This window comes from Tunturiibacter gelidiferens, assembly GCF_013410115.1.
GTDB classification, from domain to species: Bacteria; Acidobacteriota; Terriglobia; order Terriglobales; family Acidobacteriaceae; genus Edaphobacter; species Edaphobacter gelidiferens.
Genome location: NZ_JACCCV010000002.1, coordinates 1,821,297 through 1,844,746 on the forward strand (window position 1 = coordinate 1,821,297; position 23,450 = coordinate 1,844,746).

Consider the following 23,450-nt stretch of genomic DNA (forward strand, 5'->3'; position numbering starts at 1 on the left):
AGCAAAACTCCATGTCAAGTCCACAAAACGTGGATAAGCTAGTGGTGTGGTCAAGTCAATCACGATTCCACGAACTCCTCAAAGAGTTCCACGATCTTCAAGACGTCTTCTCGGTAAAAAGGGAGCGTCTCCAGCGCTCCCGTCTCTCCTACAAGATCCTCCTCCTCGAACATTACCTCGAAGGACGCGCTTCCTGGATCTTTGATATGGAGGCCCCCGTTCGAGTTTCAGGAAAAATGGAAGAAAATCAGCTCTCCATGTACTTCCTCTATGGGTCTCCCCATATTGATCTTCCACCTCAATGTCGCCAATAGAAGAGTAGTGAATGACTGGAATGAGAATCCTGTGTTGTCTCTGATGTCGAGTTTGTGCAGGGGCCAAACGGTAAAATCCCCTCCACGGTAAGGCTTTATCTCGCTTATGAGGAACTTGCAGAAATTGGGGGCGGAAGCAGCTATCTTCAAGTCGTGACTTGTGACCGGTCCTGGTAGGGCGAAGTGCTTGGGTCCTCCCGTTGGTCGAGTAATGATTGCTATGCTTCCATGACGCCGGAGTAGACAGCCATTCCGGCTACGACATCGACTCCCATTGCGTCGAGGGCTTCTATTTCGCTGTGCTCTTTGATTCCTCCGGCTACGATTAATTGTTTGGCGGTGCAGGCTCTGAGGATCGCGGCTACGTCGAGGGGGAAGCCCTGCATCGTGCCTTCGGTGTCGACGTGGGTGTAGAGGAAGGCGGCGCAGTAGTCTTCGAGCCAGGTGATGGCTTCTTCCGGGGTGAGGTCGACCGAGTCCTTCCAGCCTTTGACTGCGACTTTGCCAGCCTTGGTGTCGACGCTGAAGACGAGTGCTTCTTCGCCGAGGGAGGACTTGAGGCCTTCGGCGAACTCGAGATAGATGAGCTTGTGGCGGCGGATGTGGTCGGGCTCGGCCGGGCGGAAGAGGCTGGAGCCGTAGATGACTCGCTTGGCTCCCGCCTCGAGGAGAAGCTTGCCGTCTTCGGCGGTTTTCAGGCCGCCGCCTACCTGGCAGGGGAGACGCTTCGCGATCATCTCGATGAGGGCGCGGTTGTTGCCCAGGCGCATGGCCGCGTCGAGGTCGATCAACTGGACGAGAGGGTACTTTTGGAAGCGCTCGATCCAGTACTCGAAGTCGTCGAAGGCCAGCTTGAGCTTTTCGCCTTGGACTAACTGGACGATACGGCCGCCCATCAGGTCGATTGAGGGTATTAACATTTTCTTCTTTCTTTTCGGTTCCCGCTCCGAGCAAAATGCAGGTCCTTCGACTGCGCCTCTCACGATGAGGCTGTGAGAGGCTTCGCTCAGGATGACACGGTATGGGGTTGGTGGAGGAACAGCAGATTCCTCCGCTTCGCTGCGGAATGACAACAAGGGGCAGGCAACAGCAACGCAACCGCAACGGCAACGACAACAGCAACAGCAACGACAACAGCAACAGCAACGACAACAGCAACGACAACGACAACGACAACGACAACAGCAACGACAACGACAACGACAACGACAATAGCAACAGCAACGACAACAGCAACCGCAGATTCCTCCGCTTCGCTGCGGAATGACAACAAAAGGGCAAGCGACAACAACGACACTGCAACTGAACTGCAACTGAAACTCAAACTGCAAGAGCAACCACAACTGCAGAGACCGCTGCGGCCTTAGCTGAAGCCTACGACGGGGTGGGGGATGTAGGGTTCTTCCAGGGACGTTATCTCTTCCGGTGTGAGCTTGACGGAGAGGGCGGCTGCGGCGTCGGTGAGGTGGTTGGGTTTGGTGGCTCCTACGATGGGCGAGGTGATGTAGGGTTTGCTGAGCATCCAGGCGAGGGCCAGTGTGGCGCGGGAAATGCCTCGCTTGTCTGACAGCTCTCCGAGGCGGTCGATTACCTTTCTGTCGGCATCTTCGGTTGGGGTGTAGATGGCTTTGGCGAACTGGTCGGTGTCGTTGCGTTTTGTGGTCTCGGCATTCCAGGCGCGGGCGAGGCGGCCTCGGGCGAGCGGGCTCCAGGGGATGACGCCGATGCCTTCGGCCTGGCAGAGTCCCATCATCTCGCGCTCCTCTTCGCGGTAGAGGAGGTTGTAGTGGTTCTGCATGGAGACGAAGCGGGTCCAGCCGTGGAGGTCGGCGACGTAGAGGGCCTTGGCGAACTGCCAGGAGTACATGGAGGAGGCTCCGATGTAGCGGACCTTGCCGGATTTGACGACCTCGTGGAGGGCTTCCATGGTCTCTTCGATGGGGGTCTCATAGTCCCAGCGGTGGATCTGGTAGAGGTCGACGTAGTCGGTGCCGAGACGCTTGAGGCTCTGGTCGAGTTCGAAGAAGATCTGTTTGCGCCCGAGGCCCTTGGCGTTGGGGTCGTCATGCAAGGCGTAGAAGAGCTTGGTGGCGATGACGGTGTTCTCGCGTCTGGTGTTGGCCTTGAGGAAGCGGCCGAGGAGTTCTTCGCTGGAGCCTACGGTGTAGATGTTGGCGGTGTCGAAGAAGTTGATGCCGAGGTCGAGGGCTTGTTTGAAGAAGGGCTGGCTGTCGGCCTCGTTGAGGGCCCAGGCGTGGCTACCGGGGCGAAGGGGGCCAGCGGGAGGGACGCCGTAGGACATGCAACCGAGGGTGATGCGCGAGACCTTCAGGCCAGTCTTACCTAGATTCACGTATTCCATGCCGTCTCCTTCGGTTTGTCCTGATTAATTCTGCCAATCCCGAGAGGGTTACCCCCCTATTACCCGCGTGTAAATCACTTATTATCAGATACTTAAGCCTAAGCTATCGCTGCAAATATTTCATTTCAAACGAGTTACGTGCAAATTCGTCACACCATTGGGTTTACGGTCCTAGCCGGATGCCAAAGCGCAAGAGCGAGAGAGCTTTACCCTCTTCTCGAGTTTCTGATTAAGTATAGCCGGTTGGGGATAACTCATGCGCCACGTGGATGTGCTTGCGAATGAGAGAGTTGCATGGTTTTGGGGCTTGACAGGATTATGGCCGGGAGGGTCTGAGATTGAGCAGCGTAGGGTGCTAGAATTCTGGCCTGCCTATGATTGCCTGAATCGGATGTGCGTGCAGCGGTCGTGACTCCGGAGTGGTTGAGCCGGATTGTGCCTACCTGCTTTTCTCACACGTGTTCAGGAGATTCCCCCATGTTGCTTCGATTTGTTGACGATATCGCTACGTCTCGTCTATCGCTCATTTCCATTACGCCCGAGATGCTGAGGGCGGAACAGGCCGGTGAAGGCCGTCTTGGCGAACTTATTCGATGTGTTGTCCCGACGAACTGGCCCCATGAGAACTGGGAGCCGCATGTCTACGATTTCATGCTGACTCAGCTTAAGGAGCATCCGGATCAGCTTGGCTGGCAGCGGTATGTCGGCCTGGTTTGTCCGGATGGGTTTCGCACTTTGATCGGTTCGCTGGGCGCGTTTACCAAGGCGGATCGTCCGTCGGAGTGTGAGATTGGATATGGAATGCTGCCGCAGTTTGAAGGCCGAGGGTTTGCCACCGAGGGGGCCAGGGCTCTGATTGAGTATCTGAGAGAAGACGAGCGGATTGAGAGTGTGATCGCACACACGTTTCCTTCGATACCGGCTTCGATCCGGGTGATGGAGAAGTGTGGGATGGTCTTTGATGGAGATGGAGAAGAGGCGGGAACGGTGCGTTATCGGCTGCCTCTTCGGCCGTTGCTGCGAGCGGAACAGCAGATCCCTGCGGGATGACAACAAAAGGACAGGCAACGGCAACGGCTGCGACGATGGCAACGGCAAGGGCTGCGACGACGGCAACGACAGCGGCAACCGCAACCGCAGATCCCCTTCGGGGATGACAACAAAAGAACAGGCAACAACAAGGCAAAGACGAAATACGGGGATCCTTCGACTGCGTGGCTCACAAACCGTGAGCCACTTCGCTCAGGATGACGTGGATAGGTTGGATAACTCGCTCGGGGTGCGACCTTGAGTTAGTCGTCTTTGCCTTGGGCGTCGGCGAGGGCGTAGTAGCCTTTTCGGGCCTGGATCTTCTGGCCGGGTTGGCAGGTGATGTTGAGGGTGCGGAAGGTACCGTCGATTTTGGCGTTGGTTGGAGTGAAGCTGGCGAGGTACTGGGTGCGGAGTTCGTCCTGGATCTGGTCGAAGGCTTCCTGAAGCTTCTTGCCGTTGTTGCCTACGTTGATGACGCGCCCGCCGGTGTCGGTGGCCAGCTTCTGCATGTCGCGTTCGCCGGTGTCGGCGAGGTTGATGCCGAAGCCTCCGCCGTAGAAGCCTCGGTCGGAGAGGAGGATGACGTAGACGATGGCGTTGGCCTTTTGGGCGGCTTCGGTGGCAGTCTTGAGGGTTTCCTGGGAGCCCTGGTCGCCTCCGTCGGTGAGCAGGACGAGGATCTTGCGGCCGGCCTCCTGACGGAGCTTGTCGTGGGCGGCGAGGTAGACGGCGTCGAAGAGGAGGGTGCCGCGGGCGGTGCCGTTGCCGGTGACCGAGCCGGTGCCTGCACCGGTGTTGATCTCGGCTGAGTCGATGGAGCGTTTGATCTCGCGGGGGCTGTTGGTGTAGTCGGCGAGGAGGTTGACGTTAATGTCGAAGGAGATGAGGAAGGCTTCGTCTTTGGGGGTGAGGACGTCTTTGAGGAACTCGGCGCCGGACTGCTGCTCGAGGGGGAGGACGTTGCGCTGGCTGCCGCTGGTGTCGAGGAGGATGCCGATGGTGAGGGGGAGATTTTTTTCCTGGGTGAAGTTCTTGGTTTTTTGCGGAGCTTTGTCTTCGAGGATGCTGCAGTCGTCTTTGTGGAGGTTGGTGATGAAGCCGCTCTTGTCGCGGACGGAGAAGTAGACGTTGACGAGGTTGACCTGGACCTTGAGGGTCTGGGTGTCGCCGATGTCGACGGGCTGGGCGGCGGCGTCGCTGGCGGGGGGTGGGCCGCCGGGGGAGGGTGCCTCCTGCGCGTGGAGGGCGGGGGTGAGACTGAGAGCGAGGGCGACGGCGGCGAGGCAGGGGGAGCGCATACCTTATTAGACGACGAAGTTGGGGGTGAGTCTTAGGAAAATGTGCGGCTTGACGCAGATGGGCGCGGAGGCACTGATTTACTGATTTTTGGACAGGCAACGGCTAAGAACGAGCAACTACAAGAGCAAATGCGGGGGTCTCTCCACTGCGTGGTTCACGATGAGACTGTGAACCACTTCGGTCGAGATGACGCTTCTTTCAGGGTGGTGGTGGATGGGCTGCGTGGTGGTGGATGGACTGTGTCGTTGTGGGGAATTAGGAGCGGAGAAGGCGTTGGGGCGTAACTTTGTGAGGCCGCTGGGCGTCCAAGGGCATGGCGGGGCGGCTGGATTCCTGCGGGATGGGGATGGCGGCGGGGATGTTGCGCTGATAGTCTTGTAGTTCGTGAAGCTTTGGGTTGTGAAGGCCCGGCTGGAGAGTATGGGGGATTTTCGCGTGGTTAGGAACAGTATATTGGCAGGGGCTTTGGCGTGCATGATGGCTGGACAGCCGGCACTGACGCAGGCGCAGCAGGATGCACCACAGCAGCAGCCGATCCCCGATGGGCCAAAACCACAGACGATTCCTGATGCTCCGAATCCGCAGGCTCTGCCGGTTGGGCCGGTGACGCCGGGGGCGGGAACTACGCCGGAGTCGGCTGGAGACAACTCGGCTCCTGCTCAGGATGGCGGAGTGCCGAGCAGGCTGCCGGAGAGCGCGGCGCAGAAGCAGGATGAAGGGCCGCCGCCTGAGATTCCTACGGGTGGGCAGGGGCCTGAGGCGTTTACGCTGCGGGTGCAGACGAACTTTGTAGAAGTGCCGTTTACGGTGAAGGACAATAAGCAGCGGCTGGTGCCGGGACTGACGTGGCGGGATGTGCGCGTGTATGAGAATAACCTGCGGCAGAAGCTGGATCTGTTTACGGTCGATCCGTTTCCGTTGTCGGTGGCGCTGGTGATCGACCAGAGCATGACGTACGACAACATGGCGAAGGTGAACAATTCGCTGGCTGCGTTGCAGGGCGCGTTTACGCCGTATGACGAGGTCTCGGTGTTTACGTATAACAACGGGCCGAAGATGCAGACGGACTTTACCGGGGCGCAGAGTGCGCGTTTGCAGGCGGTACTGGAGCGGTCGAAGGTGACGGGGCGTGAGCCGATCTACTACGATACCGCGGGGCCGCTGGGGCAGAACATTAATATCAACGGTGGGCAGGATAGCCACACTGACCCGAACACGAATGCTACGCATGGAACGAGCATCCTGGGGATTCAGAATGTTCCGCGGGATGTGCATACGCTGAACGACGCGATTCTGGCGGCGGCGACGGCGTTGTCGAAGACCAAGACTGGTCGGCGGCGGATTATCTATGTGATCAGCGACGGGCGCGAGTATGGAAGCACGGCGAAGTTTTCGCAGGTGGTGAAGTATCTGAACACGAACAAGATTGCGGTGTATGGGACGCTGGTGGGGGATTCGTCGCTGCCGGTGATTGGGTTCCTGGACCGGATTCACCTGCCGCTGCAGATGCGGGATAACATTCTGCCGGCGTATGCGAATGCTACGGGCGGGAACTTCGATGGTGAGTTCCGGCAGAAGGGCATCGAGACGAGCTTTGCGAAGATTGCGGAAGAGGTGCGGACGCAATATACGGTCGGCTACTACACGCATGAGCCGTTTATCGATGGGAAGTACCGGACACTTGAGGTGAAGGTGTTGAGGCCGAATCTGACGGTGATTGCGAAGAAGGGCTACTACCCAACGGCGGGCGACACGCGGCCGGCGGGGATTGTGTCGGTCAAGTAAGAGCGCGTGGCCTGATCGGAATTTGATGGAGATGCTGGTGCATGGAAATGCGCTGCTGGCGTTGGCTGCCGCAGTGCTGTGGGGTGGTGGGGATTTTTCGGGTGGCATGGGCGTGAAACATGCCGGCGGCTCGATGGGCGCCGCGCTGCGAGTGATCCTGTTGAGCCATGCCATGAGCTTCAGTGTGCTGCTGACCGTGGCACTTCTGCGGGGAGATCAGTTTCCGCATGGTGCGCCGCTAGTTTGGGGACTTGCGGCGGGAGTTGCAGGTGGCACGTCGCTGACGGCCTTTTACATCGCACTGTCGCGCGGGGCGATGGGGGCTTCGGCGGCGCTGAGTGGGTTGCTCGCAGCGGCGATACCCGCAGCTGTGTCAGCGGCGATGGAGGGGTCGCCGGGATTGCTGCACATATCGGGATTTCTAGTGGCGGGAATGGCGATCTGGCTGATCGCGGCGGGGGATAATGCCGAGGCTGAGCCTGCAGATACCGGAACTTTCTGGCTGGCAATCGCCGGCGGTGTCGGCTTTGGAGTTTATTTCGTTGCTTTGAAACTAGCTGGAACGACTGGCGTGATCTGGCCGCTCGCGACGGCGAGGATGGGGAGCCTTTCGGTTTGTATGCTGATGTTGCTGGCAAGGTCTGTCACAAGCAAGAGGGGTGGGGCGAAGGTGGTGGTGACCGGAAGGGTGATGCTGTGGGCGCTCTCAACTGCGCTGCTGGATACTTCGGGGAATCTGCTGTTTCTGGCTGCGACGAGGGCCGGAAGATTGGATGTGGCGGCGGTGCTGGCTTCGCTATACCCGGCCTCGACGATTCTGCTGGCAGCGTGGATGCTGCGGGAGCGGCCTACTCGGAGGCAAGGGCTGGGGATGGCCGTGGCGGCGGCGGCGGTGGTGATGGTTACGCTCTAGTGGTGGAGTTGTAGAGGAGAACAAACAACGGCAATGTTTTTGTCGCTTCGCCCTTTGGGCTTCGCTCCAGCCTTCGGCAGAGAGGAAGCCGCTCTACGGCGGGTTTTTGACGCAGGGCTGAAGCCCTGCTCTATCACAAGGCAAGGGCAACAGCGACGGCAGGAACAACGGCAAGTGCAATGGCGACGACAAGTGCAACGGCCACGGCAAGAACAACGGCCGCGGCAAGAACAACGGCAAGTGCAACGGCCACGGCAAGTGCAACGGCAGCGACGACAGCAACAGCAGATCCCCTGCGGGGATGACAACCAAAAGAACAGGCAACAGCAACGGCAAGAGCAGCTGCGAGAACAACGACAACAGCTGCTGGTGAGAGCGCGGTATAGCGGCTAGAGCTTAATGGCTGAGGCGTCTACCGTGGGGTTTGGGAATTTGAGTTTCAGGCTTTGCATGGCGTCGACGAGGATGGTGGAGATGGCGATGTTGCGGTACCACTTGTGGTCGGCAGGGATGACGAACCAGGGGGCATGTTTGGGGCTGGTGGTGGAGAGGATGCGGTCGTAGGCGTCGATGTATTGAGGCCAGAACTTGCGCTCGTGGAGGTCGGCCTCGGAGAGCTTCCAGTGTTTTTGTTTGTCGTCGATGCGGGACTGGAGGCGGCGGGTCTGCTCGTCATGCGAGATGTGCAGATAGAACTTTAAGATGAGGACGTCGTTATCGAAGAGCATGCTCTCAAACTCGTTGATGTCGTCGAGGCGGCGACGCATAACCTTGTCAGTGATGATCTTGTGGACGCGGGGGGAGAGGACGTCTTCGTAGTGAGAGCGATTGAAGATGTTGATCATGCCGCGGGGTGGGACCTGGGCGTGGGCTCGCCAGAGGAAATCGTGGCGGGATTCGAGCGGGGTGGGGACTTTGAAGGAGGCGACGTCGCAGCCCTGGGGGTTGATGCCAGAGAAGATGTGGCTGATGGTGCCGTCTTTGCCGGCGGTGTCCATGCCCTGGAGGACGATGAGCAGGGCCTTGTTCTGGCTGGCGTAGAAGACATCCTGCAGGTCTGCGAGCTGGGTGCGGTGCTTGACCAGGACGGCTGCGGCGGCTTCTTCGGATTTGTAGTTGCCGGTACCTGAGGTTGACTTTTTTGCGAGCCGGACGTGCGCGTTCGGCTTGATGAGATAGGGGGATTTGATCTTCATGCGAGTGAGCCTCGTTTTGTCCTGCCGGACGGGCCCGCTGCGCGGGGCGGTCACTTCGTGACGTGTTTACCGGTCCTGGTGGTTAGGATGCATTGGGCCTCCCGTTGGTCGGCACGGAATCCAGCTTGCGACCAACGGGAGCACCACGCGAAGCGGTATACAAGTCACGAAGTGACCGCCCCGCGCGCAGCGGGCCCGTCCGGCAGGACACAGTGATCGGCATCTATCAAGAGGGGTTGGATCGCGGGGAGGAAGTCGAATTACTTGACGGACTCTTCGGGTTTGGGGGTGACGCCGTGAGTGGTCTCGGTCGGCTTGTTGACCTCGTCGGTGACACCCTTCATCCCGTCCTTGAAGCCGCGGAGGCCTTCGCCCAGGCCTTTGCCGAGCTCAGGCAGTTTTTTGCCGCCGAAGAGGACAAGGACGACTACGGCGATGACGATGAGATGTGTTGGTGTAAATAGTTCGCCCATACTGTTTCTCCCTGCAGCCTGGCGCGTGCGCCGACTGCCACCCACTATTGTCGCACAGGTGCGCGCTGTCGATAGATACGCGGCAAGGGACAAAGCAGATGTTGGCTGAACGTTATATCTTGGTAACTGAAGGAAATGCAGTAGCAGATGCTGGAAGAGACGCGGAGACGGATGTTGCGATTGAAGACGATTGGTGCATGGAAGTTGACCGGGGCGCGGAGAACGGGACAACGCGCATTCTTTGGAGTGTTGGCAACGGGTTTACTGATGACGGGCGCGACATGGAGCCGGGCGCAGGCTACTTCGTCCTCGGCCACGCCGCAAGCGACGCAGAACACGGTACCGATCTCAAATACGAAGATCGCCCTGGCGGCGCCGGTGACCTACGACAATAAGTATGAGTTCTATGTCGGAATAAACTTCATGAACTTCCAGGCCGGTCAGTCGCTGCCGCAGCGGATGAATATGGGTGGAGGCGAGTTTCTGGCGACCTACTGGCTGCCAGGGGATCACTGGTTCACCAACCACGTTGGAGTCGGCGCAGAATACCGGGGCGAGGCGGGAACGACGCCGGTCTTTGGCCAGGCGCAGGGGCTGCCGTACAACCTGAGCCGCCCGCTGGTTTACATGAATATGGGTCTGCTGGGTGCGCAGTATCGTGGACCGAAGAATCAGTATGTCGCGATCAACTATCACGCTTATGGCGGCGTGGCGCATGGGACCTTTGACGATGACCTGAGGCCAGGGCAGCCGGGGCAGCCGACGTTTTCGCAGATTACCGGACTCTATACGAACCGGACCAAGCCGATCGCGGCGCTCGGCGGAAGCATCGATATCAACCGCTCGAAGAACTGGGCGATTCGGCTTTCGCCGGATTTGATTCTGGAGCACTTCGGGACTGAGACGCGGGAGTTCTTTGCGATCTCTGGTGGTGTGGTTTATCGGATGGGGAAACGGTAGAGGATATCGAAGCTCGAACGAGAGAGTAGGGCCGCCTGACTGGCGGCTCTTTTTTTTGGCCGTAATTAAAAGACCAGTCCTGCCGGACGGGCCCACTGCGCGTGGCGCGGTCACTTCGTGACTTGTATACCTTGTCGCGGTGGATGGAATGCCTGGTCCCTCCCGTTGGTCGGGAGAGATGGCCCTCTTTATTCCTGGCCTACATTTACGGGTTTGCCGGGCGTGTCGCGGTTGAGGAACTCGGGGGAGACGGGGTTTTCGTAGACAGAGTAGTCGCGCGTGACGACGGTGAGGCCGCTCTGGGAGACGAAGTAGTTCTTCTTGTCTTCATTGGGGTCGTAGCCGATGACGGTGCCGTCGGGGATGTGGACGTCGCGGTCGATGATGGCGTGGCGGATGCGGCAGTGGCGGCCGATGTTGACGTGAGAGAAGACGATGCTGGAGTCGACGTCGGCGTAGGAGTTGACGCGGACGTCCTGCGAGACGACTGAGTTGCGCACGACTGCTCCGGAGACGATGGTGCCTGCGGCAACGATGGAGTTGATGGCCATGCCGGTGCGGCCGGGTTCGCCGAAGACGAACTTGGCGGGCGGGTACTGATAGGGCCGGGTGCGCATGGGCCAGGATTTGTCGTAGAGGTTGAAGGTAGGGGTGACGCCGGCGACGTCCATGTTGGCCTCGTAGTAGGCCTCGAGGGTACCGACGTCGCGCCAGTAGAGAGCCTTCTGCTTGTTCTCGTCGACGAAGTTGTAGGCGCGCATTTTGACGCGGCCGAGGATGTTGGGCAGGATGTTGTGGCCGAAGTCATGCTTGGAGTCTGGGTCTTCGGCGTCCTTGATGAGCTCGGGGATAAGCACGTCGGTGTTGAAGATATAGATGCCCATGGAGGCGTCGACCATGTCGGGGTTGAAGGGCGAGCGGAGCTTGGTCTCCTTTGGCTTCTCCTCGAAGCCGGTGACCTCGCCGTTGCGGGCGACTTCGACGACGCCGAAGGAAGAGACCTCTTCCGGCTTGATGGGCAGGGTCGCGATGGTGACGTCGGCTCCTGAGTCGGCGTGTTGCTGCATCATGAGGGCGTAGTTCATCTTGTAGATGTGGTCGCCGGAGAGGATGAGGACGTATTTGGGCTCTTCGGAGCCGATGGAGTAGATGTTCTGGTAGACGGCGTCGGCGGTGCCCTGGTACCAGGACTTGGAGACGCGCTGCATGGGGGGCAGGATCTCGATGAACTCGCCGAGTTCGTTAGCTACGACAGTGCCCCAGCCCTCGCGGATATGCCGGTTTAGGGAGAGGGCCTTGTACTGGGTGAGGATGTAGACGTGGCGGAGGTCGGAGTTGATGCAATTGGAGAGGGTGATGTCGATGATGCGGTACTGGCCGGCGAAGGGGACGGCGGGCTTTGCGCGATCGCGGGTGAGGGGGAAGAGCCGTTCGCCAGCACCACCAGCGAGTAGAACACCAAGGGTATCTCTCATAATCTTCCGGACTCCGACTTCTGCGTTAGGCGGCTGAGCATCGTAGCACGTCAGTCAGATGCACAAAGCGACCCACGTGTTACAGGGAAACGCGAGTCTACCATGGAGAGATTGACTTTGGAATGTGGGGGGCGCAGCAGAGGCGAGGAAGCCCGACTTATGCGAGCCTGGACCTCGTCGCATGAGGGACTGCGTGGACTTCAGTGGTCAGACTTCAGTGCTCAGGCTTCGGTGATGTCAGTCGAGTCGGTGGTGTCTGTTGGTTCGTCTTCGGTGAGACTAATGCGCAAGGACTTCAGAAAGGTTACGTCGTTTGAGGTGAATGGCCCCTCGATGCCTTCGTCGGCAGCATCGGTGGCCTCATCGGCTTCTGCCTCAACCTCGTTGAGACCGATGGTGGCCTCAAGCATGAGGAGGACATCAAAACCCTGTTCGCGGATGTTTTTGACGACGCCTGCTATATCCTCCGACTCCGAGACGGACTCGTGGATTGCTTCGCCAAGTTTCTGTATCAGGTTTTTGACCTTCTGATTCAATGCCACCTCCAGGCTGCCCTATCGTTCGAACTACTCCACGCATCGGGTATTCCCAGCGAAGGTGACCGGCGGGAACGGCATTGCGGGTATGTCTGAATCGCTACCACTGATTAAAGAATACGCCCATGGCGGTTTCCGCTGCAACGGCATTTCTTGCACGGAGGTGGTATAGGAAGCTAAGTGGTTTCAACAACAGTGTGATGGTCGGCCCAAGTGTCTTCTAATCTGTGGGAGAGAAGCTCTACGGTTGGGGTGCGGCGGCATCCGAGGACCAGAAAACCAGCAGCTGCGGCACAGAATCCGCCAATCATCCAAAGAGTATTCTTCATCGTGTTGCCCCCTATTTGTGTCTGATTCCGATCTTCGGGGAAACGATGCGCCGGGCGAAGGTAAAAGTTGATGAAAGCGGCGCGGTCGGGGTGGGAATGATTTCGTCGATGCAAGGGGGAACGGCTACACTCTGGATATGGATTCGGTTCGGTTCGGTCGTGCGCTTGGGATTGGGGCTCGGCTGGCGGCTAAGACGCTGGTGACGGCGGTGGACGCGGCGACGGCGCCGAACCCCTCTGCCGGAAAGACGACGGGCGCTAAGGTTGCTGGGGGGAGCGAGGATCGGAGCAAGGCGGAGTCGTCGGGCGCTCGGCTGGGGGAGAAGGCGGCACGGACGACGGCACAGGTGGTGCAGACGGGACAGGGTTTGAAGCGCGGCGGGAAGCGATTTGGCGAGGCCATCTGGGGCCCGTTTGTGAAGGCTTCGAATCAGCTTTGGCTGGAGTTTACCGGGGTTTTCTTCGGGATCTTCGCGGTGTTTGCGGTGAGCAATGCGTGGAAGATGCGTGGGGAGTGGCACGAGGCAGCGGGAAATCATGACGCGCATATGCATTTGCTGCTGGCGGTGGCGATGGCAGTGGTGTTTGGATATTTTTGCTTCAGCAGTTTTGTGAAGGCGAGTCGCAGGGGCAAGCGGAGCTAACGTTCGCCGTCGCTGGGGAGGTGTGCGGACGGGTACACTTGTTCGGCATGTCTGACGACGGGAAAAACAATTTGAAGCAGGCGGACTTGAAGCAGCCGGAGACGAGCTCCGGGATTCCGGTGGAGCTGGTCTATCGGGCTGAGGATCTTGAAGGCTTCAATGCTGCGGCGATGGTGGGCGAGCCGGGGGAGTATCCGTTTACGCGGGGGATTCAGCCGACGATGTATCGCGGGCGGCTATGGACGATGCGGCAGTATGCGGGGATGGGCGATGCGGAGGAGTCGAATAAGAGGTACAAATTTCTGCTGGCGCATGGGGCTGGAGCAAAGAGCAGAGGGGGCTTGAGTGTGGCTTTCGATCTGCCGACGCAGATTGGGTATGACTCGGACTCGCCGCTGGCGCTGGGTGAGGTGGGGAAGGTCGGGGTGGCGATTGATTCGCTCGAGGATATGCAGCGGTTGTTCGATGGAATCGCATTGGATACGATCTCGACGTCGATGACGATCAATGCGACGGCATCGATTCTGCTGGCGCTGTATGTCGCCGTGGCGAAACGGACGGGGGCGAAGATCAAAGAGCTGAGTGGGACGATTCAGAACGACATTTTGAAGGAGTACATTGCGCGCGGGACGTATATCTATCCCGTGACGCATGCGATGCGGCTGGTGACGGATATCTTCGCGTGGGCGGCCGACGAGGTGCCGGAGTGGAATACGATCTCGATCTCGGGGTATCACATGCGAGAGGCTGGGTGTACGGCGGTGCAGGAGGTGGCGTTTACGCTGGCCGATGGGATGACGTATGTGCAGGCGGCGATTGATGCGGGGCTGGATGTGGATTCGTTTGCTCCGCGATTGAGTTTCTTCTTCAACTCGCATAACAATCTGCTGGAAGAGGTGGCGAAGTTTCGTGCAGCGCGCAGGATGTGGGCGCAGATTATGCGGGAGCACTTTGACGCGAAGAAGGAGCGGAGCTGGATGCTGCGGTTTCATACGCAGACGGCGGGGTCTACGCTGACGGCGCAGCAGCCGGAGAACAATGTGGTGAGAACGACGCTGCAGGCGCTGGCGGCGGTGCTGGGTGGGACGCAGAGTCTGCATACGAATGGGTTCGATGAAGCGCTGTCTTTGCCGACGGAGAATGCAGCGAGGATTGCTCTGCGGACGCAGCAGATTCTGGCGCATGAGAGTGGGGTTGCACAGACGGTTGATCCGCTGGCGGGATCGTTCTATGTGGAGTCGCTGACGAATGAGATTGAACGGCGTGCTGAGGAGTATCTGGCTACGATCGCTCGTTTTGATTTGGGAGGTAAGTACGGGATGCTGCGGGCGATTGAGCGTGGATATGTGCAACGTGAGATACAAAATGCGGCTTATGGGTATCAGCAAGCGGTGGATGCCAAGGAGGCGATTGTGGTTGGGGTCAATCAGTTTGGGAGCGAGCAGGAGGTTGCGGTGCCGATTCAGCGGATTGATGAAGCGTTGGAGGGGCGGCAGGTGGAGCGTGTTCGTGCGCTAAGGGCGCGACGGGATGCGGGGGTTCATGCTGCGGCTCTGGGACGCGTGGAAGATGCGGCCCGGAGCGGGGAGAACCTGATGCCGAGGATTGTGGAAGCGGTAGAGGCGATGGCGACCGTGGGCGAGCTGGCGGATGCACTGCGGCGGGTGTTTGGGGAGTATAGGGAGAGTGTTGTGGTATGAAGCGCGGCAAGAAGCCTGGCGGGTGAATGGCGCCGCCTTCGTTTTTACAATCGGATGGAGGATTGGATTATGAGCGCGAGCGTATTCCTTCTCTTGAATCTTGCCCTTGCGTTCTACAACGTTGGAACGATCTGGGCCCATGAGATCGACATCTTCCGGACGTGGAAGCTGATCGGGCGTGCACAGTTCCACGATGTGCAAATGGTCCACTTTCGTAAGATTCCGTACTGGATATTTGCCCCGGTGGGATTGGCCCTTCTGGGCAACATCGCGCTGCTCTGGTACCACCCGGTCGGTTCGCCGGGGTGGTGTGGGTGGGCGGCGCTGGTGTTTCAGTCGCTTTCGATCCTTCTGACGGCTGCGTTTTGGGGACGGTGGCAGGGCCGGCTGGCAAGGGATGAACGCGGACCGGAGAGTCCATACCTGGCAAAGATTTTGAGGACCCATTGGTTACGGACCGCCTTGATCAATGGCTATGCCCTGGTTTTTCTGTTCTGGACGGTGAAGGTGCTGGGCTGATGCGGACTACGTTTGGAGGAGCGGTGTGGAGGCTGACACTGGGGATTCTGCTAGCCGGATGGTTCGTGCCGTCGCCTGCGGGTCAGGTTGCAACGGTGAGGATTCCGAGTTTCCAAGGGACTACATTTGCCGGGCGACCGGTGTCTCTGCCGCAGCAATTGAAAGGTGGGGTCGGCGTGCTGGTGCTCGGCTTTTCGAAGAGCTCAGGCGATGTCTGCAAAGGTTGGGGACAGCGGCTAGCCCAGAGCTATCGCGACTCGCACGACGTAATGTACTTCCAGATGCCGGTGCTAGAGTCCGTGCCGCAGCTAATTCGCGGTATGGTCGTGAAGTCGATCAAGTCCGGCGTGCCGGAAGCAGAACAGCCGCATTTTTTGCCGGTTTTTTCCCATGAGGCAGAGTGGCGAACGATTGCGCGATACTCCAGTGCAGAGGATGCCTACGTTCTCGTTGTTGATGGACAGGGCGGCGTGCGGTGGCAGACCTCGGGTAAGGTGACGGACACTGGTTTTGAGGCTTTGAAACAGCGGGTGGAGACAGTGCGGGCGCAGTCTGCGAGAGAGTAGTCCGGAGCGTGCTGCTGCGCACGGAGGCTTCGAAAGAGTGTGAGACATCCCACCACTCTTTGCGTCTGCATCTCCAGCGATGCTTCGATGAAGCGGCGCGAGCCTTGTGCTTGATTCAGGGGAAGTTGACGAAGTTTTTGGGGAACGGGATGCATTGATTGGGTGAAAGCGCGAATCTGGACGGGTGGTTGAATGCGGGTGCCGGATGCTATCGTTTTAGTGGTCAGCATTCACGAGAGAGATAGAAGGAAGTAGCCCATGGCAGAGACAATGACACCACTTCGCAAGACAGCACTGAACGCGGTGCACCGGGCAGCTAAGTCCAAGATGGTCGACTTCGGCGGATGGGATATGCCGGTGGATTGCTGCGGATTGATTGCGGAACACATGGCGGTGCGGACGGCGGTGGGCGTGTTCGATGTGTCGCACATGGGGGATATTCAACTGCGTGGGCCGGGATCGCTGGCAGCGGTGCAGCATCTTTGCATGAACGACGCTTCGAGGCTGGCGGTTGGGCAGGCGCACTACTCGGCGATGCTGTACCCGAATGGGACTTTTGTTGATGACGTGATCGTGCACAAGCTTTCGGAGAATGATTACTTGATTGTGATTAATGCAGGGACGCGGGAGAAGGATGTGCAGTGGGTGCGGCAGACGATAGGGCATATGCCGGGCGTGCATGTGAACGACTTCAGCGACTATTACACGCAGCTTGCGATCCAGGGGCCGAGAGCCGCGCAGACGCTGCAGAAGCTGACCTCGACGGATTTGAGCACGATCAAGAACTATTGGTTCACGTGGGGGCAGGTGTGCGGGCTGCACAACGTGATGATCGCTCGCACGGGATATACCGGCGAGGATGGATTTGAGATTTATATTCCATCGGATGAGCCGACGAGCGCGCGGGTGTGGGGCGAGGTGCTGGAGGCGGGCGCTGAGTTCGGGATTCTGGCATGTGGGCTGGGGGCGCGGAATACGCTGCGGCTCGAGGCTGGAATGGCGCTGTATGGGCATGAGATCTCGGACACGATCAATGTGTTTGAGGCGGGGCTGGGGCGGTATGCGAAGCTCGACAAGCCGGAGTTTGTTGGGCGCGCCGCGTTGCTGGCGATAGAGGCGGCGGGTGGGCCGGGCCGCAAGCTCGTTGGGCTGGAGATGATCGAGCGCGGGATTGGGCGGGATGGATATACCGTGTTTTCGGTTGAAGGAATGCGGCTTGGCGAGATTACCAGCGGTTCGCCGTCGCCGTTTTTGAAAAAGAATATTGCCATCGCCTATGTGCCTGTGGAATACACCGCGCTTGATACCGAGGTTGCCGTGGAGATTCGCGGCCAGATGGTGAAGGCGAAGGTTGTTCCGCTTCCCTTCTATAAACGGGCGAAGAAATCCGCATAGCCGCAGCATCTACAATTGAGTTACACACACTTTTTCTGGAGAACGACGAATGGCTTATCCTGCGGATTACCGCTATACGAAGGAACACGAGTGGATCAAGGTCGACGGCAACATTGGAACCGTCGGCATCACGGACTACGCGCAGAACTCGCTCGGCGACATTGTGTTTGTCGATCTGCCGAAGGTGGGCGATACGGTTGAGGCTGCAAAGAGCTTCGGGTCGGTGGAGTCGGTGAAGGCTGTGTCGGATCTTTTTGCGCCGGTGTCGGGCAAGGTGACGGCGATCAACGAAGAGTTGAAAGACGCTCCGGAGAAGATCAACACGGATGCGAATACGACCTGGCTGTTGAAGGTTGAGCTTGCGGATGCGAAGCAGGTCGATGGACTTTTGACCGCGGCGGACTACGAGAAATTTACCAGCGAAGAGACCGGACACTAAAAGATGCGCTATTTGCCGAAGTCCCCCGTGGATCGCGAGGAGATGCTTGCCGAGATTGGCGTCGCGTCGATCGACGATCTGTTTTCTACGATTCCAGCGGAGTTTCAACTAAAGCGCGATCTGAAGATTCCACGGCAGCATGGGGAGTCTGAGATTCTGGATCGCTTTCGCGAGTTTGCGGAGAATAATGCGGTTGGTTATTCGAGCTTTCTGGGCGCGGGAGTTTATCGGCACTATCGGCCGGTGATTATCGACTCGTTGGTGCAGCGTGGTGAATTTCTGACGAGCTACACGCCGTATCAGCCGGAGATCTCGCAGGGAACGCTGCAGGCGATGTTCGAGTTCCAGACGATGATCTGCGAGCTGACGGGGATGGAGATTGCGAACGCGTCGATGTATGACGGCTCGACCGGCGCGGCTGAGGCGATCATGATGGCGGTGCGCGTGACCGGCCGCGATGGCGCGGTGATTGCGCGGACGGTGCATCCGGAGTACCGCGAGGTGATTGCTACGTATGCGCAGCACCAGGAGATTCCGACCGTTGAGGTTGGATACTCGGCGAATGGGCGCGCGGATCTTGCGGCGCTCGATGCAGCGATTACGAAGGATACGGCTTGCGTGTTGATTCAGTCGCCGAACTTCTTCGGGACGATTGAAGATGTTGCGGCGATTGCAGAGGTTGCTCATGCGAAGGGCGCTCTGCTGATTGTTTCGATTGCGGAGGCGGTGTCGCTGGGAATTGTAAGGCCGCCGGCTGAGGCGGATATTGTTTCGCTGGAGGCGCAGTCGTATGGCGTGGCGGTTGGATACGGCGGGCCTTACTGCGGCGTGATTGCTTGCAAGGAGAAGTTTCTGCGGCAGATGCCGGGACGACTGATCGGCGAGACGAAGGATATAGACGGCAAGCGCGGTTTTGTGCTGACGCTGTCGACGCGCGAGCAGCATATTCGGCGGGAGAAGGCGACTTCGAACATCTGCACCAATCAGGCGCTGGTTGCGATGATGACGACGATCTTCCTGAGCGTGTATGGGAAGCAGGGGATGAAGGAGCTGGCGGAGCAGAATCTTGCGAAGGCGGCTTATCTGCAGAGCGTGCTTGGTGCCTCTGCTGGCGCGAAGGTTTTGTTTGACGGTGCGCCGCGGTTTCACGAGTTTGTGCTGGAGTTGCCGAAGGGCGCGGAAGAGACGAACGCAGCTCTGCTTGGGGAGAAGATCATCGGTGGATTGCCGCTGGCGAAGTGGTATCCGGAGCTCGGGCCGAATGCGAGTTTGTGGTGTGCGACGGAGTTGACGACGCGGAAGCAGATGGATGCGGTTGCGACGGCGCTTGCAGGCAAGAAGGCTTAGCGATGGATGTGTCGGCGATTGTGGGCGAGGAGCTGAAGGCGGTTGAGTTTGTTGAGGATTTTTTGCAGCTTCGTTTTGACGCTCCTCTCCTGACGTTTTATGCGTGGCCGCATGTGTTGTTTCCGGAGTTTTCGGTGGCTTATGGAGAGCCGGAGTATCGGAATGCCCTGTGCGCGCAGATTAATGACAAGGTCGTGGAGGCATCGCTTGAAGAGGGCAATGCGCTGACGATTGAGTTTGAGAATGGCACGGTATTTGGGCTTTCTTTGCGGGAAGAAGATTTGGATGGACCGGAGTCGGGGAGCTACTCGGAGACCGGAGGCGCAGCGGATGCGCAGGAGTTCTAGGCGATGGCTCATTCGATCAAGCCCAAGATCATGTACATCGAGTACAAAGGCGATGGATTGACCGGGCCGGGAAGAATCGGACGTGTCACTTTCTCAAAAACGGGCGACACAGTCTATTACGCAGGTAAAGCCTTTCGAAGCTTGAAAGGAAATGGTTTCAAGGCGAACTACTTCGATGTTGCAACCTCCGAACCCTATTGGATCTCGGGACCGAAGAAGAGGGGCGGAGATTCACTGTACGCTACGAATATTGCGACTGAAATTGATGAGGACGTTCGCGAAGAGTACTGGACTGAGATTCGAAAGAAACCAGAGCTGAAGCAACAGACGCACACATAGAAAGCTGAGCGATTATGTCTGAAAAGTTCGTAGGGACGCCGAAGAAGGCTACGACGCACACGAATCAGAACGAAGATTTGATGTTTGAGAAGTCTTCGCCTGGGAAGAAGGCTTATAGGCTGGCGGAGCTGGATGTGCCTGCGGTGGATTCGATTGCGCTGCTGGGCGACGCAGTGCGTACCGACTTGGGCGTGATGCCGGAGCTGAGCGAGATCGAGATCATCCGGCACTTCACACGGCTTTCGACGTGGAACTACGCGATTGATCTTGGCATGTATCCGCTGGGGAGCTGCACGATGAAGTACAACCCTCGCGTGAATGAGGCCGTCGCTCGGCTGGAGGGGATTGCAGAGGCGCATCCCTATCAGCCGGAGTCGCTGTCGCAAGGCTGTCTGGGGATTATGCAGACGCTGTCCGAGGCGTTGATTGAGATTACGGGCATGGATGCGATTACGCTGCAGCCGGCGGCGGGGGCGCATGGCGAGTTTACGGGGATTCTGCTCGTGCGGGCTTATCACGAGTCGAAGGGCAATCCGCGGAAGAAGATTTTGATTCCCGACTCGGCGCATGGGACGAATCCGGCTACGGCTGCGGTCTGCGGGTATGAGGTTGCAAACCTGAAGTCGAATGCGCAGGGGATGGTGGATGTGGCTGAGTTAGAGCGGATGGTCGATGAAGACACGGCTGCGCTGATGCTGACGAATCCTTCGACGATTGGTGTGTTCGAGAGCGACATTCATAAGATTGCGGACATTCTTCATGCGAAGGGCGCGCTGCTGTACATGGACGGCGCGAATATGAATGCGCTGGTGGGCAAGACGAGGCCAGGAGATTTCGGCGTCGATGTGATGCATTTGAATCTGCATAAGACGTTTTCTACTCCTCATGGAGGCGGTGGTCCGGGGTCGGGGCCGGTAGCTTGCAAGAAAATTCTGGAGCCGTTTCTGCCTACGCCGATTGTGGTGACGAAGGCTGATGGAACGCTTGGGCTGGAGTACAACCGGCCACAGAGTGTTGGCCGTGTGCGGATGTTCTATGGCAACTTTGGAATGTTTGTGCGAGCGTTGGCGTACATTCTGGCGAATGGGCCGGATGGGCTGCGGCAGACGACCGAAGATGCGGTGCTGAATGCGAACTACATTCGGGCGAAGCTTGAGGGCACGTTCGAGTTGCCGTACAAGACGCGGTCGCTGCATGAGGTTGTGTTCTCGGACAAGATTCAGGCGAAGAACGGCGTGAAGACAGGCGATATGGGCAAGCGCCTGATCGACTATGGCTTCCATGCGTATACGGTTTCGTTCCCGTTGGTGGTCAACGGCGCGATGATGATTGAGCCGACCGAAAGCGAGAGTCGCGAGGAGCTTGATCTGCTGATCGATGCACTGAAACAGATTGCGCGTGAGGCGGAGGAGAATCCTGAGCTGGTGCAGACGGCGCCGCATACGACGCGGCTGCAGCGACTGGATGAGACGACGGCGGCGAGGAAGCCGATTCTGCGCTGGAAGGCCCCTGTGGCTGCGGAGCCTGTGCTGGTCGATACGGCCGCGAAGGAGTGGTAGCGTGTCCGTCTTCTACGATCGGCAGGACGAGCTTGAGAAGTACGAGTTCATGATGGGAGAGGCGCGTGGGCGGCTGGCGGTGACGCTGGATGTGCTGACCGATGCGCTGATCCTGATTGGGCAGCATGGGGTTTATTGCGCGAGTACGCGAAATCCTGCGATTCCGGCGCTGGATCTGCAGGCAGTGTTGATGAATCTGAACGGAGCGAAGGAGCTGGTGGCCTCGGTGATGGAACGGTTGAGGCTGGATCGGCTCGAACTGGAGAAGGAGGCGGCGAAGTAGGGATCTCTACTCGCCGCTTCGACTTATTCCGTCGGTCTTGAATCGCTGAGTTCGCTTACTGAGCTTTGACGGTTACATATTCGTCGGTGGTGGCCCATTTGACGTGGAGCTCGGTGGTGGCGCCGTTGGTGTGTTCGAAGGAGATGGACATGTTTTCCTGCGAGGCGGGGAGGGTCTGGCTGGTCATGGGCGTGCGGCCGAGGTCCTGCGCTTCGGAGTACTCGGTGCCCCATTGGCCGGTCTGCTTGTTGACGATGAGCAGCCACTGGCTGGCGTTGGGCAGGGTGTAGACGGTGTAGGTGCCGGCGGGGACATCGAGTGTGCCAATCTTCAGGTTGGTGGCGGTGATGAGGGTGGTGGCGGGGTTGGCTCCGGTGCGCCAGACCTGGCCGTAGGGGACGATGGTGGTGCCGATGGTGCGGCCTTTGAGGCGGGGCGAATTGTATTTGATGGTGACCTGCTTGCCGTTGAGGCTGACCTCGGCGGTGGCGGCGGGGCTGGCGAGGGGCTTTGCCGACGGTTGAGCGCTGTCCATCTTTACGCCTCCGCTCTGCGCGTTGATCTGGAGCGTGGTTGCGGTGGTGAGGAGAGTGCAACAGGCGGCTAGGGCGAGGGAGCGGAGGTGCATTCTTGGTCTCTCTTTCGTGATGCGCTGGGCTGCGGTTAGGAAGGCTTTTCGGTGCTGGAGTTGATGCTCCACTGGGTGGGCTCGGGCTGTCAACCAGGGGCGATCGTGCTAGGCTAGAGGTATGCGCCCGTAGCTCAGCTGGATAGAGCGGCAGCCTCCGAAGCTGTAGGTCAGAAGTTCGAATCTTCTCGGGCGCACCACCCCCACATCGATATAGATGGCCAGTTCCTCCAAAGCTGACTTTGCGGGACGAAGGAGATTTGTGTCTCCAGTCTCCCTCTACCAGAAACGTCAGGGACTGAGAGTTTTACCAATATCCCAGGCGAACTTTTCTAACTATTTTGTTTCTTACTTCGTCGCGAACGGAATGCATGCAGTTGCGCCGATTCCATTTCGCTCGAAGAAGCGTGCGTGGCAAAGAAGAGAGCAACGGCATCTGCGGTAACTTGCCCCGATAGCCACTTAGGAAGGGTCCGAATGAGCATGGCGCACGTAGCTTCCGGCTTTCTCATGGAATCTCCTGCGCCCTGGCGCGCAGACTGGTTATGGGGCTGTCCTTTGATCGTAATAACAGTGATTATTCATGTGCTGGGCCTCGGGCTCATAAGCCAAAGGTCGCTGCGGATTTCACAGAATATTATGAAGCGCCGCCACCGAACGCCCGCATTTGCCGTGGTGATGGGTGCTACAACTCTCGTCTTAACTCTTATGCACGGGATAGAGACCAGCATCTGGGCTGTCGCCTACTACGTCATTGGTGCTCTCCCAGATCCGAAGGCTGCGATGCTCTATTCGTTCGGCGCGATGACAACATACGGACATCAGAATCTGTTTCTGGAAGATCGCTGGCGACTGCTGGGACCGATTGAGGCGCTCAATGGATGGTTGCTCTTTGGATTGTCCACCGCTTTTCTCTTCTGGATGATTCAGGAAGTCTCGCCGGGCAATCGGACTGTTCACTAGTTGTTTCAAGCGATTTTTCGCTAGTTAAAAGGGGAAGGCGGCGGCTC

Annotated in this window: 27 protein-coding genes and 1 tRNA gene; 20 read left to right on the forward strand and 8 right to left on the reverse strand. The window is 58.5% G+C overall.

Annotation, left to right across the window (positions count from 1 at the left end):
* Positions 1 to 11 precede the first annotated feature (11 nt).
* Positions 12 to 314 (forward strand): hypothetical protein, encoded by a 303-nt coding sequence (locus HDF12_RS19640; protein ID WP_179586148.1) that lies wholly within the window; start codon positions 12 to 14, stop codon positions 312 to 314.
* Positions 315 to 532: 218 nt separating this feature from the next.
* On the opposite strand, the gene HDF12_RS19645 is transcribed toward HDF12_RS19640, so the two are convergent.
* Positions 533 to 1,234: a 1-(5-phosphoribosyl)-5-[(5-phosphoribosylamino)methylideneamino]imidazole-4-carboxamide isomerase gene (locus HDF12_RS19645; protein WP_179586150.1), complete on the reverse strand. Its 702-nt coding sequence runs from the start codon at positions 1,232 to 1,234 to the stop codon at positions 533 to 535.
* A 101-nt stretch (positions 1,235 to 1,335) separates the two neighbouring features.
* On the opposite strand from HDF12_RS19645, the gene HDF12_RS19650 reads away from it, so the two are divergent.
* Positions 1,336 to 1,581, forward strand: a complete 246-nt coding sequence (locus HDF12_RS19650) for a hypothetical protein (protein WP_179586152.1) — start codon at positions 1,336 to 1,338, stop codon at positions 1,579 to 1,581.
* A 96-nt stretch (positions 1,582 to 1,677) separates the two neighbouring features.
* Here the strand turns inward: HDF12_RS19650 and HDF12_RS19655 are convergent, their stop codons facing one another.
* Positions 1,678 to 2,676 (reverse strand): aldo/keto reductase, encoded by a 999-nt coding sequence (locus HDF12_RS19655; protein WP_179586155.1) that lies wholly within the window; start codon positions 2,674 to 2,676, stop codon positions 1,678 to 1,680.
* Positions 2,677 to 3,153: 477 nt separating this feature from the next.
* Between HDF12_RS19655 and HDF12_RS19660 the strand changes: the two genes are divergently transcribed.
* Positions 3,154 to 3,726: a GNAT family N-acetyltransferase gene (locus tag HDF12_RS19660; protein WP_179586157.1), complete on the forward strand. Its 573-nt coding sequence runs from the start codon at positions 3,154 to 3,156 to the stop codon at positions 3,724 to 3,726.
* 242 nt (positions 3,727 to 3,968) lie between these two features.
* Here HDF12_RS19660 and HDF12_RS19665 read toward each other — a convergent pair whose 3' ends face one another.
* Positions 3,969 to 5,006 (reverse strand): VWA domain-containing protein, encoded by a 1,038-nt coding sequence (locus HDF12_RS19665; protein ID WP_179586159.1) that lies wholly within the window; start codon positions 5,004 to 5,006, stop codon positions 3,969 to 3,971.
* Positions 5,007 to 5,193: 187 nt separating this feature from the next.
* Here HDF12_RS19665 and HDF12_RS19670 point away from each other — a divergent pair, with 187 nt between their 5' ends.
* The 3 genes from HDF12_RS19670 to HDF12_RS19680 all read left to right on the forward strand — a co-directional run bounded on the left by HDF12_RS19670 (position 5,194) and on the right by HDF12_RS19680 (position 7,705).
* Positions 5,194 to 5,388, forward strand: coding sequence for a hypothetical protein (locus HDF12_RS19670; RefSeq protein WP_179586161.1), 195 nt, complete (start codon positions 5,194 to 5,196; stop codon positions 5,386 to 5,388).
* 93 nt (positions 5,389 to 5,481) lie between these two features.
* Complete coding sequence (locus HDF12_RS19675) at positions 5,482 to 6,792, forward strand: VWA domain-containing protein (RefSeq protein ID WP_179586163.1); 1,311 nt, start codon at positions 5,482 to 5,484, stop codon at positions 6,790 to 6,792.
* 31 nt (positions 6,793 to 6,823) lie between these two features.
* Complete coding sequence (locus HDF12_RS19680; protein ID WP_257025824.1) at positions 6,824 to 7,705, forward strand: EamA family transporter; 882 nt, start codon at positions 6,824 to 6,826, stop codon at positions 7,703 to 7,705.
* A gap of 389 nt (positions 7,706 to 8,094) precedes the next feature.
* Here the strand turns inward: HDF12_RS19680 and HDF12_RS19685 are convergent, their stop codons facing one another.
* Together HDF12_RS19685 and HDF12_RS19690 are read right to left on the reverse strand one after the other, a co-directional pair.
* A complete protein-coding gene (locus HDF12_RS19685; RefSeq protein WP_179586167.1) occupies positions 8,095 to 8,901 on the reverse strand; it encodes a polyphosphate kinase 2 family protein in 807 nt (268 codons plus the stop codon).
* Between the two features lie 260 nt (positions 8,902 to 9,161).
* Positions 9,162 to 9,374: a Sec-independent protein translocase subunit TatA/TatB gene (locus HDF12_RS19690; RefSeq protein WP_179586169.1), complete on the reverse strand. Its 213-nt coding sequence runs from the start codon at positions 9,372 to 9,374 to the stop codon at positions 9,162 to 9,164.
* A gap of 171 nt (positions 9,375 to 9,545) precedes the next feature.
* Between HDF12_RS19690 and HDF12_RS19695 the strand changes: the two genes are divergently transcribed.
* Complete coding sequence (locus HDF12_RS19695) at positions 9,546 to 10,334, forward strand: hypothetical protein (RefSeq protein WP_179586171.1); 789 nt, start codon at positions 9,546 to 9,548, stop codon at positions 10,332 to 10,334.
* Positions 10,335 to 10,522: 188 nt separating this feature from the next.
* Here the strand turns inward: HDF12_RS19695 and glgC are convergent, their stop codons facing one another.
* Positions 10,523 to 11,812: a glucose-1-phosphate adenylyltransferase gene (gene glgC / locus HDF12_RS19700; protein WP_373563991.1), complete on the reverse strand. Its 1,290-nt coding sequence runs from the start codon at positions 11,810 to 11,812 to the stop codon at positions 10,523 to 10,525.
* Positions 11,813 to 12,030: 218 nt separating this feature from the next.
* On the reverse strand, positions 12,031 to 12,351 hold the full coding sequence (locus HDF12_RS19705; RefSeq protein WP_373563970.1) for a hypothetical protein: 321 nt from the start codon (positions 12,349 to 12,351) through the stop codon (positions 12,031 to 12,033).
* Between the two features lie 460 nt (positions 12,352 to 12,811).
* Between HDF12_RS19705 and HDF12_RS19710 the strand changes: the two genes are divergently transcribed.
* From HDF12_RS19710 to HDF12_RS19760, 11 genes are all read left to right on the forward strand, one after another.
* Positions 12,812 to 13,318 carry a hypothetical protein gene (locus HDF12_RS19710; protein WP_179586177.1) on the forward strand — a complete coding sequence of 169 codons (507 nt, stop codon included), beginning with the start codon at positions 12,812 to 12,814 and terminating at the stop codon, positions 13,316 to 13,318.
* 71 nt (positions 13,319 to 13,389) lie between these two features.
* Complete coding sequence (locus tag HDF12_RS19715; protein ID WP_257025748.1) at positions 13,390 to 15,018, forward strand: acyl-CoA mutase large subunit family protein; 1,629 nt, start codon at positions 13,390 to 13,392, stop codon at positions 15,016 to 15,018.
* 69 nt (positions 15,019 to 15,087) lie between these two features.
* Positions 15,088 to 15,537: a hypothetical protein gene (locus HDF12_RS19720; RefSeq protein WP_179586179.1), complete on the forward strand. Its 450-nt coding sequence runs from the start codon at positions 15,088 to 15,090 to the stop codon at positions 15,535 to 15,537.
* Positions 15,537 to 16,103: a hypothetical protein gene (locus tag HDF12_RS19725; protein ID WP_179586181.1), complete on the forward strand. Its 567-nt coding sequence runs from the start codon at positions 15,537 to 15,539 to the stop codon at positions 16,101 to 16,103. Before HDF12_RS19720 ends, HDF12_RS19725 begins: the two co-directional genes overlap by 1 nt.
* Before the next feature lie 258 nt (positions 16,104 to 16,361).
* Positions 16,362 to 17,498: a glycine cleavage system aminomethyltransferase GcvT gene (gcvT, locus tag HDF12_RS19730; RefSeq protein WP_179586183.1), complete on the forward strand. Its 1,137-nt coding sequence runs from the start codon at positions 16,362 to 16,364 to the stop codon at positions 17,496 to 17,498.
* A gap of 49 nt (positions 17,499 to 17,547) precedes the next feature.
* A complete protein-coding gene (gcvH, locus tag HDF12_RS19735; RefSeq protein ID WP_179586185.1) occupies positions 17,548 to 17,937 on the forward strand; it encodes a glycine cleavage system protein GcvH in 390 nt (129 codons plus the stop codon).
* Between the two features lie 3 nt (positions 17,938 to 17,940).
* A complete protein-coding gene (gene gcvPA, locus HDF12_RS19740) occupies positions 17,941 to 19,284 on the forward strand; it encodes an aminomethyl-transferring glycine dehydrogenase subunit GcvPA (protein WP_179586187.1) in 1,344 nt (447 codons plus the stop codon).
* Between the two features lie 2 nt (positions 19,285 to 19,286).
* The gene (locus HDF12_RS19745; RefSeq protein WP_179586189.1) at positions 19,287 to 19,631 is read left to right on the forward strand and encodes a hypothetical protein; all 345 of its coding nucleotides are present in this window, start codon (positions 19,287 to 19,289) and stop codon (positions 19,629 to 19,631) included.
* Between the two features lie 3 nt (positions 19,632 to 19,634).
* Positions 19,635 to 19,970, forward strand: a complete 336-nt coding sequence (locus tag HDF12_RS19750; protein WP_218892508.1) for a hypothetical protein — start codon at positions 19,635 to 19,637, stop codon at positions 19,968 to 19,970.
* 14 nt (positions 19,971 to 19,984) lie between these two features.
* Positions 19,985 to 21,529: an aminomethyl-transferring glycine dehydrogenase subunit GcvPB gene (gene gcvPB / locus HDF12_RS19755; protein WP_179586191.1), complete on the forward strand. Its 1,545-nt coding sequence runs from the start codon at positions 19,985 to 19,987 to the stop codon at positions 21,527 to 21,529.
* A gap of 1 nt (position 21,530) precedes the next feature.
* Positions 21,531 to 21,812: a hypothetical protein gene (locus tag HDF12_RS19760; protein ID WP_179586193.1), complete on the forward strand. Its 282-nt coding sequence runs from the start codon at positions 21,531 to 21,533 to the stop codon at positions 21,810 to 21,812.
* A 55-nt stretch (positions 21,813 to 21,867) separates the two neighbouring features.
* Here HDF12_RS19760 and HDF12_RS19765 read toward each other — a convergent pair whose 3' ends face one another.
* The gene (locus HDF12_RS19765; protein ID WP_179586195.1) at positions 21,868 to 22,440 is read right to left on the reverse strand and encodes a DUF2911 domain-containing protein; all 573 of its coding nucleotides are present in this window, start codon (positions 22,438 to 22,440) and stop codon (positions 21,868 to 21,870) included.
* A 123-nt stretch (positions 22,441 to 22,563) separates the two neighbouring features.
* Here HDF12_RS19765 and HDF12_RS19770 point away from each other — a divergent pair.
* Together HDF12_RS19770 and HDF12_RS19775 are read left to right on the forward strand one after the other, a co-directional pair.
* Positions 22,564 to 22,640, forward strand: a tRNA-Arg gene (locus HDF12_RS19770).
* A gap of 439 nt (positions 22,641 to 23,079) precedes the next feature.
* Positions 23,080 to 23,403 (forward strand): hypothetical protein, encoded by a 324-nt coding sequence (locus HDF12_RS19775; protein WP_257025749.1) that lies wholly within the window; start codon positions 23,080 to 23,082, stop codon positions 23,401 to 23,403.
* Positions 23,404 to 23,450 lie beyond the last annotated feature (47 nt).

Coding starts and splice junctions, on each gene's coding strand:
- gcvH (WP_179586185.1), top strand. CDS start 17,548: ATGGCTTATCCTGCGGATTACCGCTATACGAAGGAACACGAGTGGATC.
- HDF12_RS19750 (WP_218892508.1), top strand. CDS start 19,635: ATGGCTCATTCGATCAAGCCCAAGATCATGTACATCGAGTACAAAGGC.
- HDF12_RS19745 (WP_179586189.1), top strand. CDS start 19,287: ATGGATGTGTCGGCGATTGTGGGCGAGGAGCTGAAGGCGGTTGAGTTT.
- HDF12_RS19775 (WP_257025749.1), top strand. CDS start 23,080: ATGAAGCGCCGCCACCGAACGCCCGCATTTGCCGTGGTGATGGGTGCT.
- HDF12_RS19640 (WP_179586148.1), top strand. CDS start 12: ATGTCAAGTCCACAAAACGTGGATAAGCTAGTGGTGTGGTCAAGTCAA.
- HDF12_RS19660 (WP_179586157.1), top strand. CDS start 3,154: ATGTTGCTTCGATTTGTTGACGATATCGCTACGTCTCGTCTATCGCTC.
- HDF12_RS19650 (WP_179586152.1), top strand. CDS start 1,336: ATGGGGTTGGTGGAGGAACAGCAGATTCCTCCGCTTCGCTGCGGAATG.
- HDF12_RS19675 (WP_179586163.1), top strand. CDS start 5,482: ATGATGGCTGGACAGCCGGCACTGACGCAGGCGCAGCAGGATGCACCA.
- HDF12_RS19665 (WP_179586159.1), bottom strand. CDS start 5,006: ATGCGCTCCCCCTGCCTCGCCGCCGTCGCCCTCGCTCTCAGTCTCACC.
- HDF12_RS19670 (WP_179586161.1), top strand. CDS start 5,194: ATGACGCTTCTTTCAGGGTGGTGGTGGATGGGCTGCGTGGTGGTGGAT.
- HDF12_RS19765 (WP_179586195.1), bottom strand. CDS start 22,440: ATGCACCTCCGCTCCCTCGCCCTAGCCGCCTGTTGCACTCTCCTCACC.
- HDF12_RS19655 (WP_179586155.1), bottom strand. CDS start 2,676: ATGGAATACGTGAATCTAGGTAAGACTGGCCTGAAGGTCTCGCGCATC.
- gcvPB (WP_179586191.1), top strand. CDS start 19,985: ATGTCTGAAAAGTTCGTAGGGACGCCGAAGAAGGCTACGACGCACACG.
- HDF12_RS19725 (WP_179586181.1), top strand. CDS start 15,537: ATGCGGACTACGTTTGGAGGAGCGGTGTGGAGGCTGACACTGGGGATT.
- HDF12_RS19690 (WP_179586169.1), bottom strand. CDS start 9,374: ATGGGCGAACTATTTACACCAACACATCTCATCGTCATCGCCGTAGTC.
- gcvT (WP_179586183.1), top strand. CDS start 16,362: ATGGCAGAGACAATGACACCACTTCGCAAGACAGCACTGAACGCGGTG.
- HDF12_RS19645 (WP_179586150.1), bottom strand. CDS start 1,234: ATGTTAATACCCTCAATCGACCTGATGGGCGGCCGTATCGTCCAGTTA.
- HDF12_RS19720 (WP_179586179.1), top strand. CDS start 15,088: ATGAGCGCGAGCGTATTCCTTCTCTTGAATCTTGCCCTTGCGTTCTAC.
- HDF12_RS19710 (WP_179586177.1), top strand. CDS start 12,812: ATGGATTCGGTTCGGTTCGGTCGTGCGCTTGGGATTGGGGCTCGGCTG.
- HDF12_RS19680 (WP_257025824.1), top strand. CDS start 6,824: ATGCTGGTGCATGGAAATGCGCTGCTGGCGTTGGCTGCCGCAGTGCTG.
- HDF12_RS19695 (WP_179586171.1), top strand. CDS start 9,546: ATGTTGCGATTGAAGACGATTGGTGCATGGAAGTTGACCGGGGCGCGG.
- gcvPA (WP_179586187.1), top strand. CDS start 17,941: ATGCGCTATTTGCCGAAGTCCCCCGTGGATCGCGAGGAGATGCTTGCC.
- HDF12_RS19685 (WP_179586167.1), bottom strand. CDS start 8,901: ATGAAGATCAAATCCCCCTATCTCATCAAGCCGAACGCGCACGTCCGG.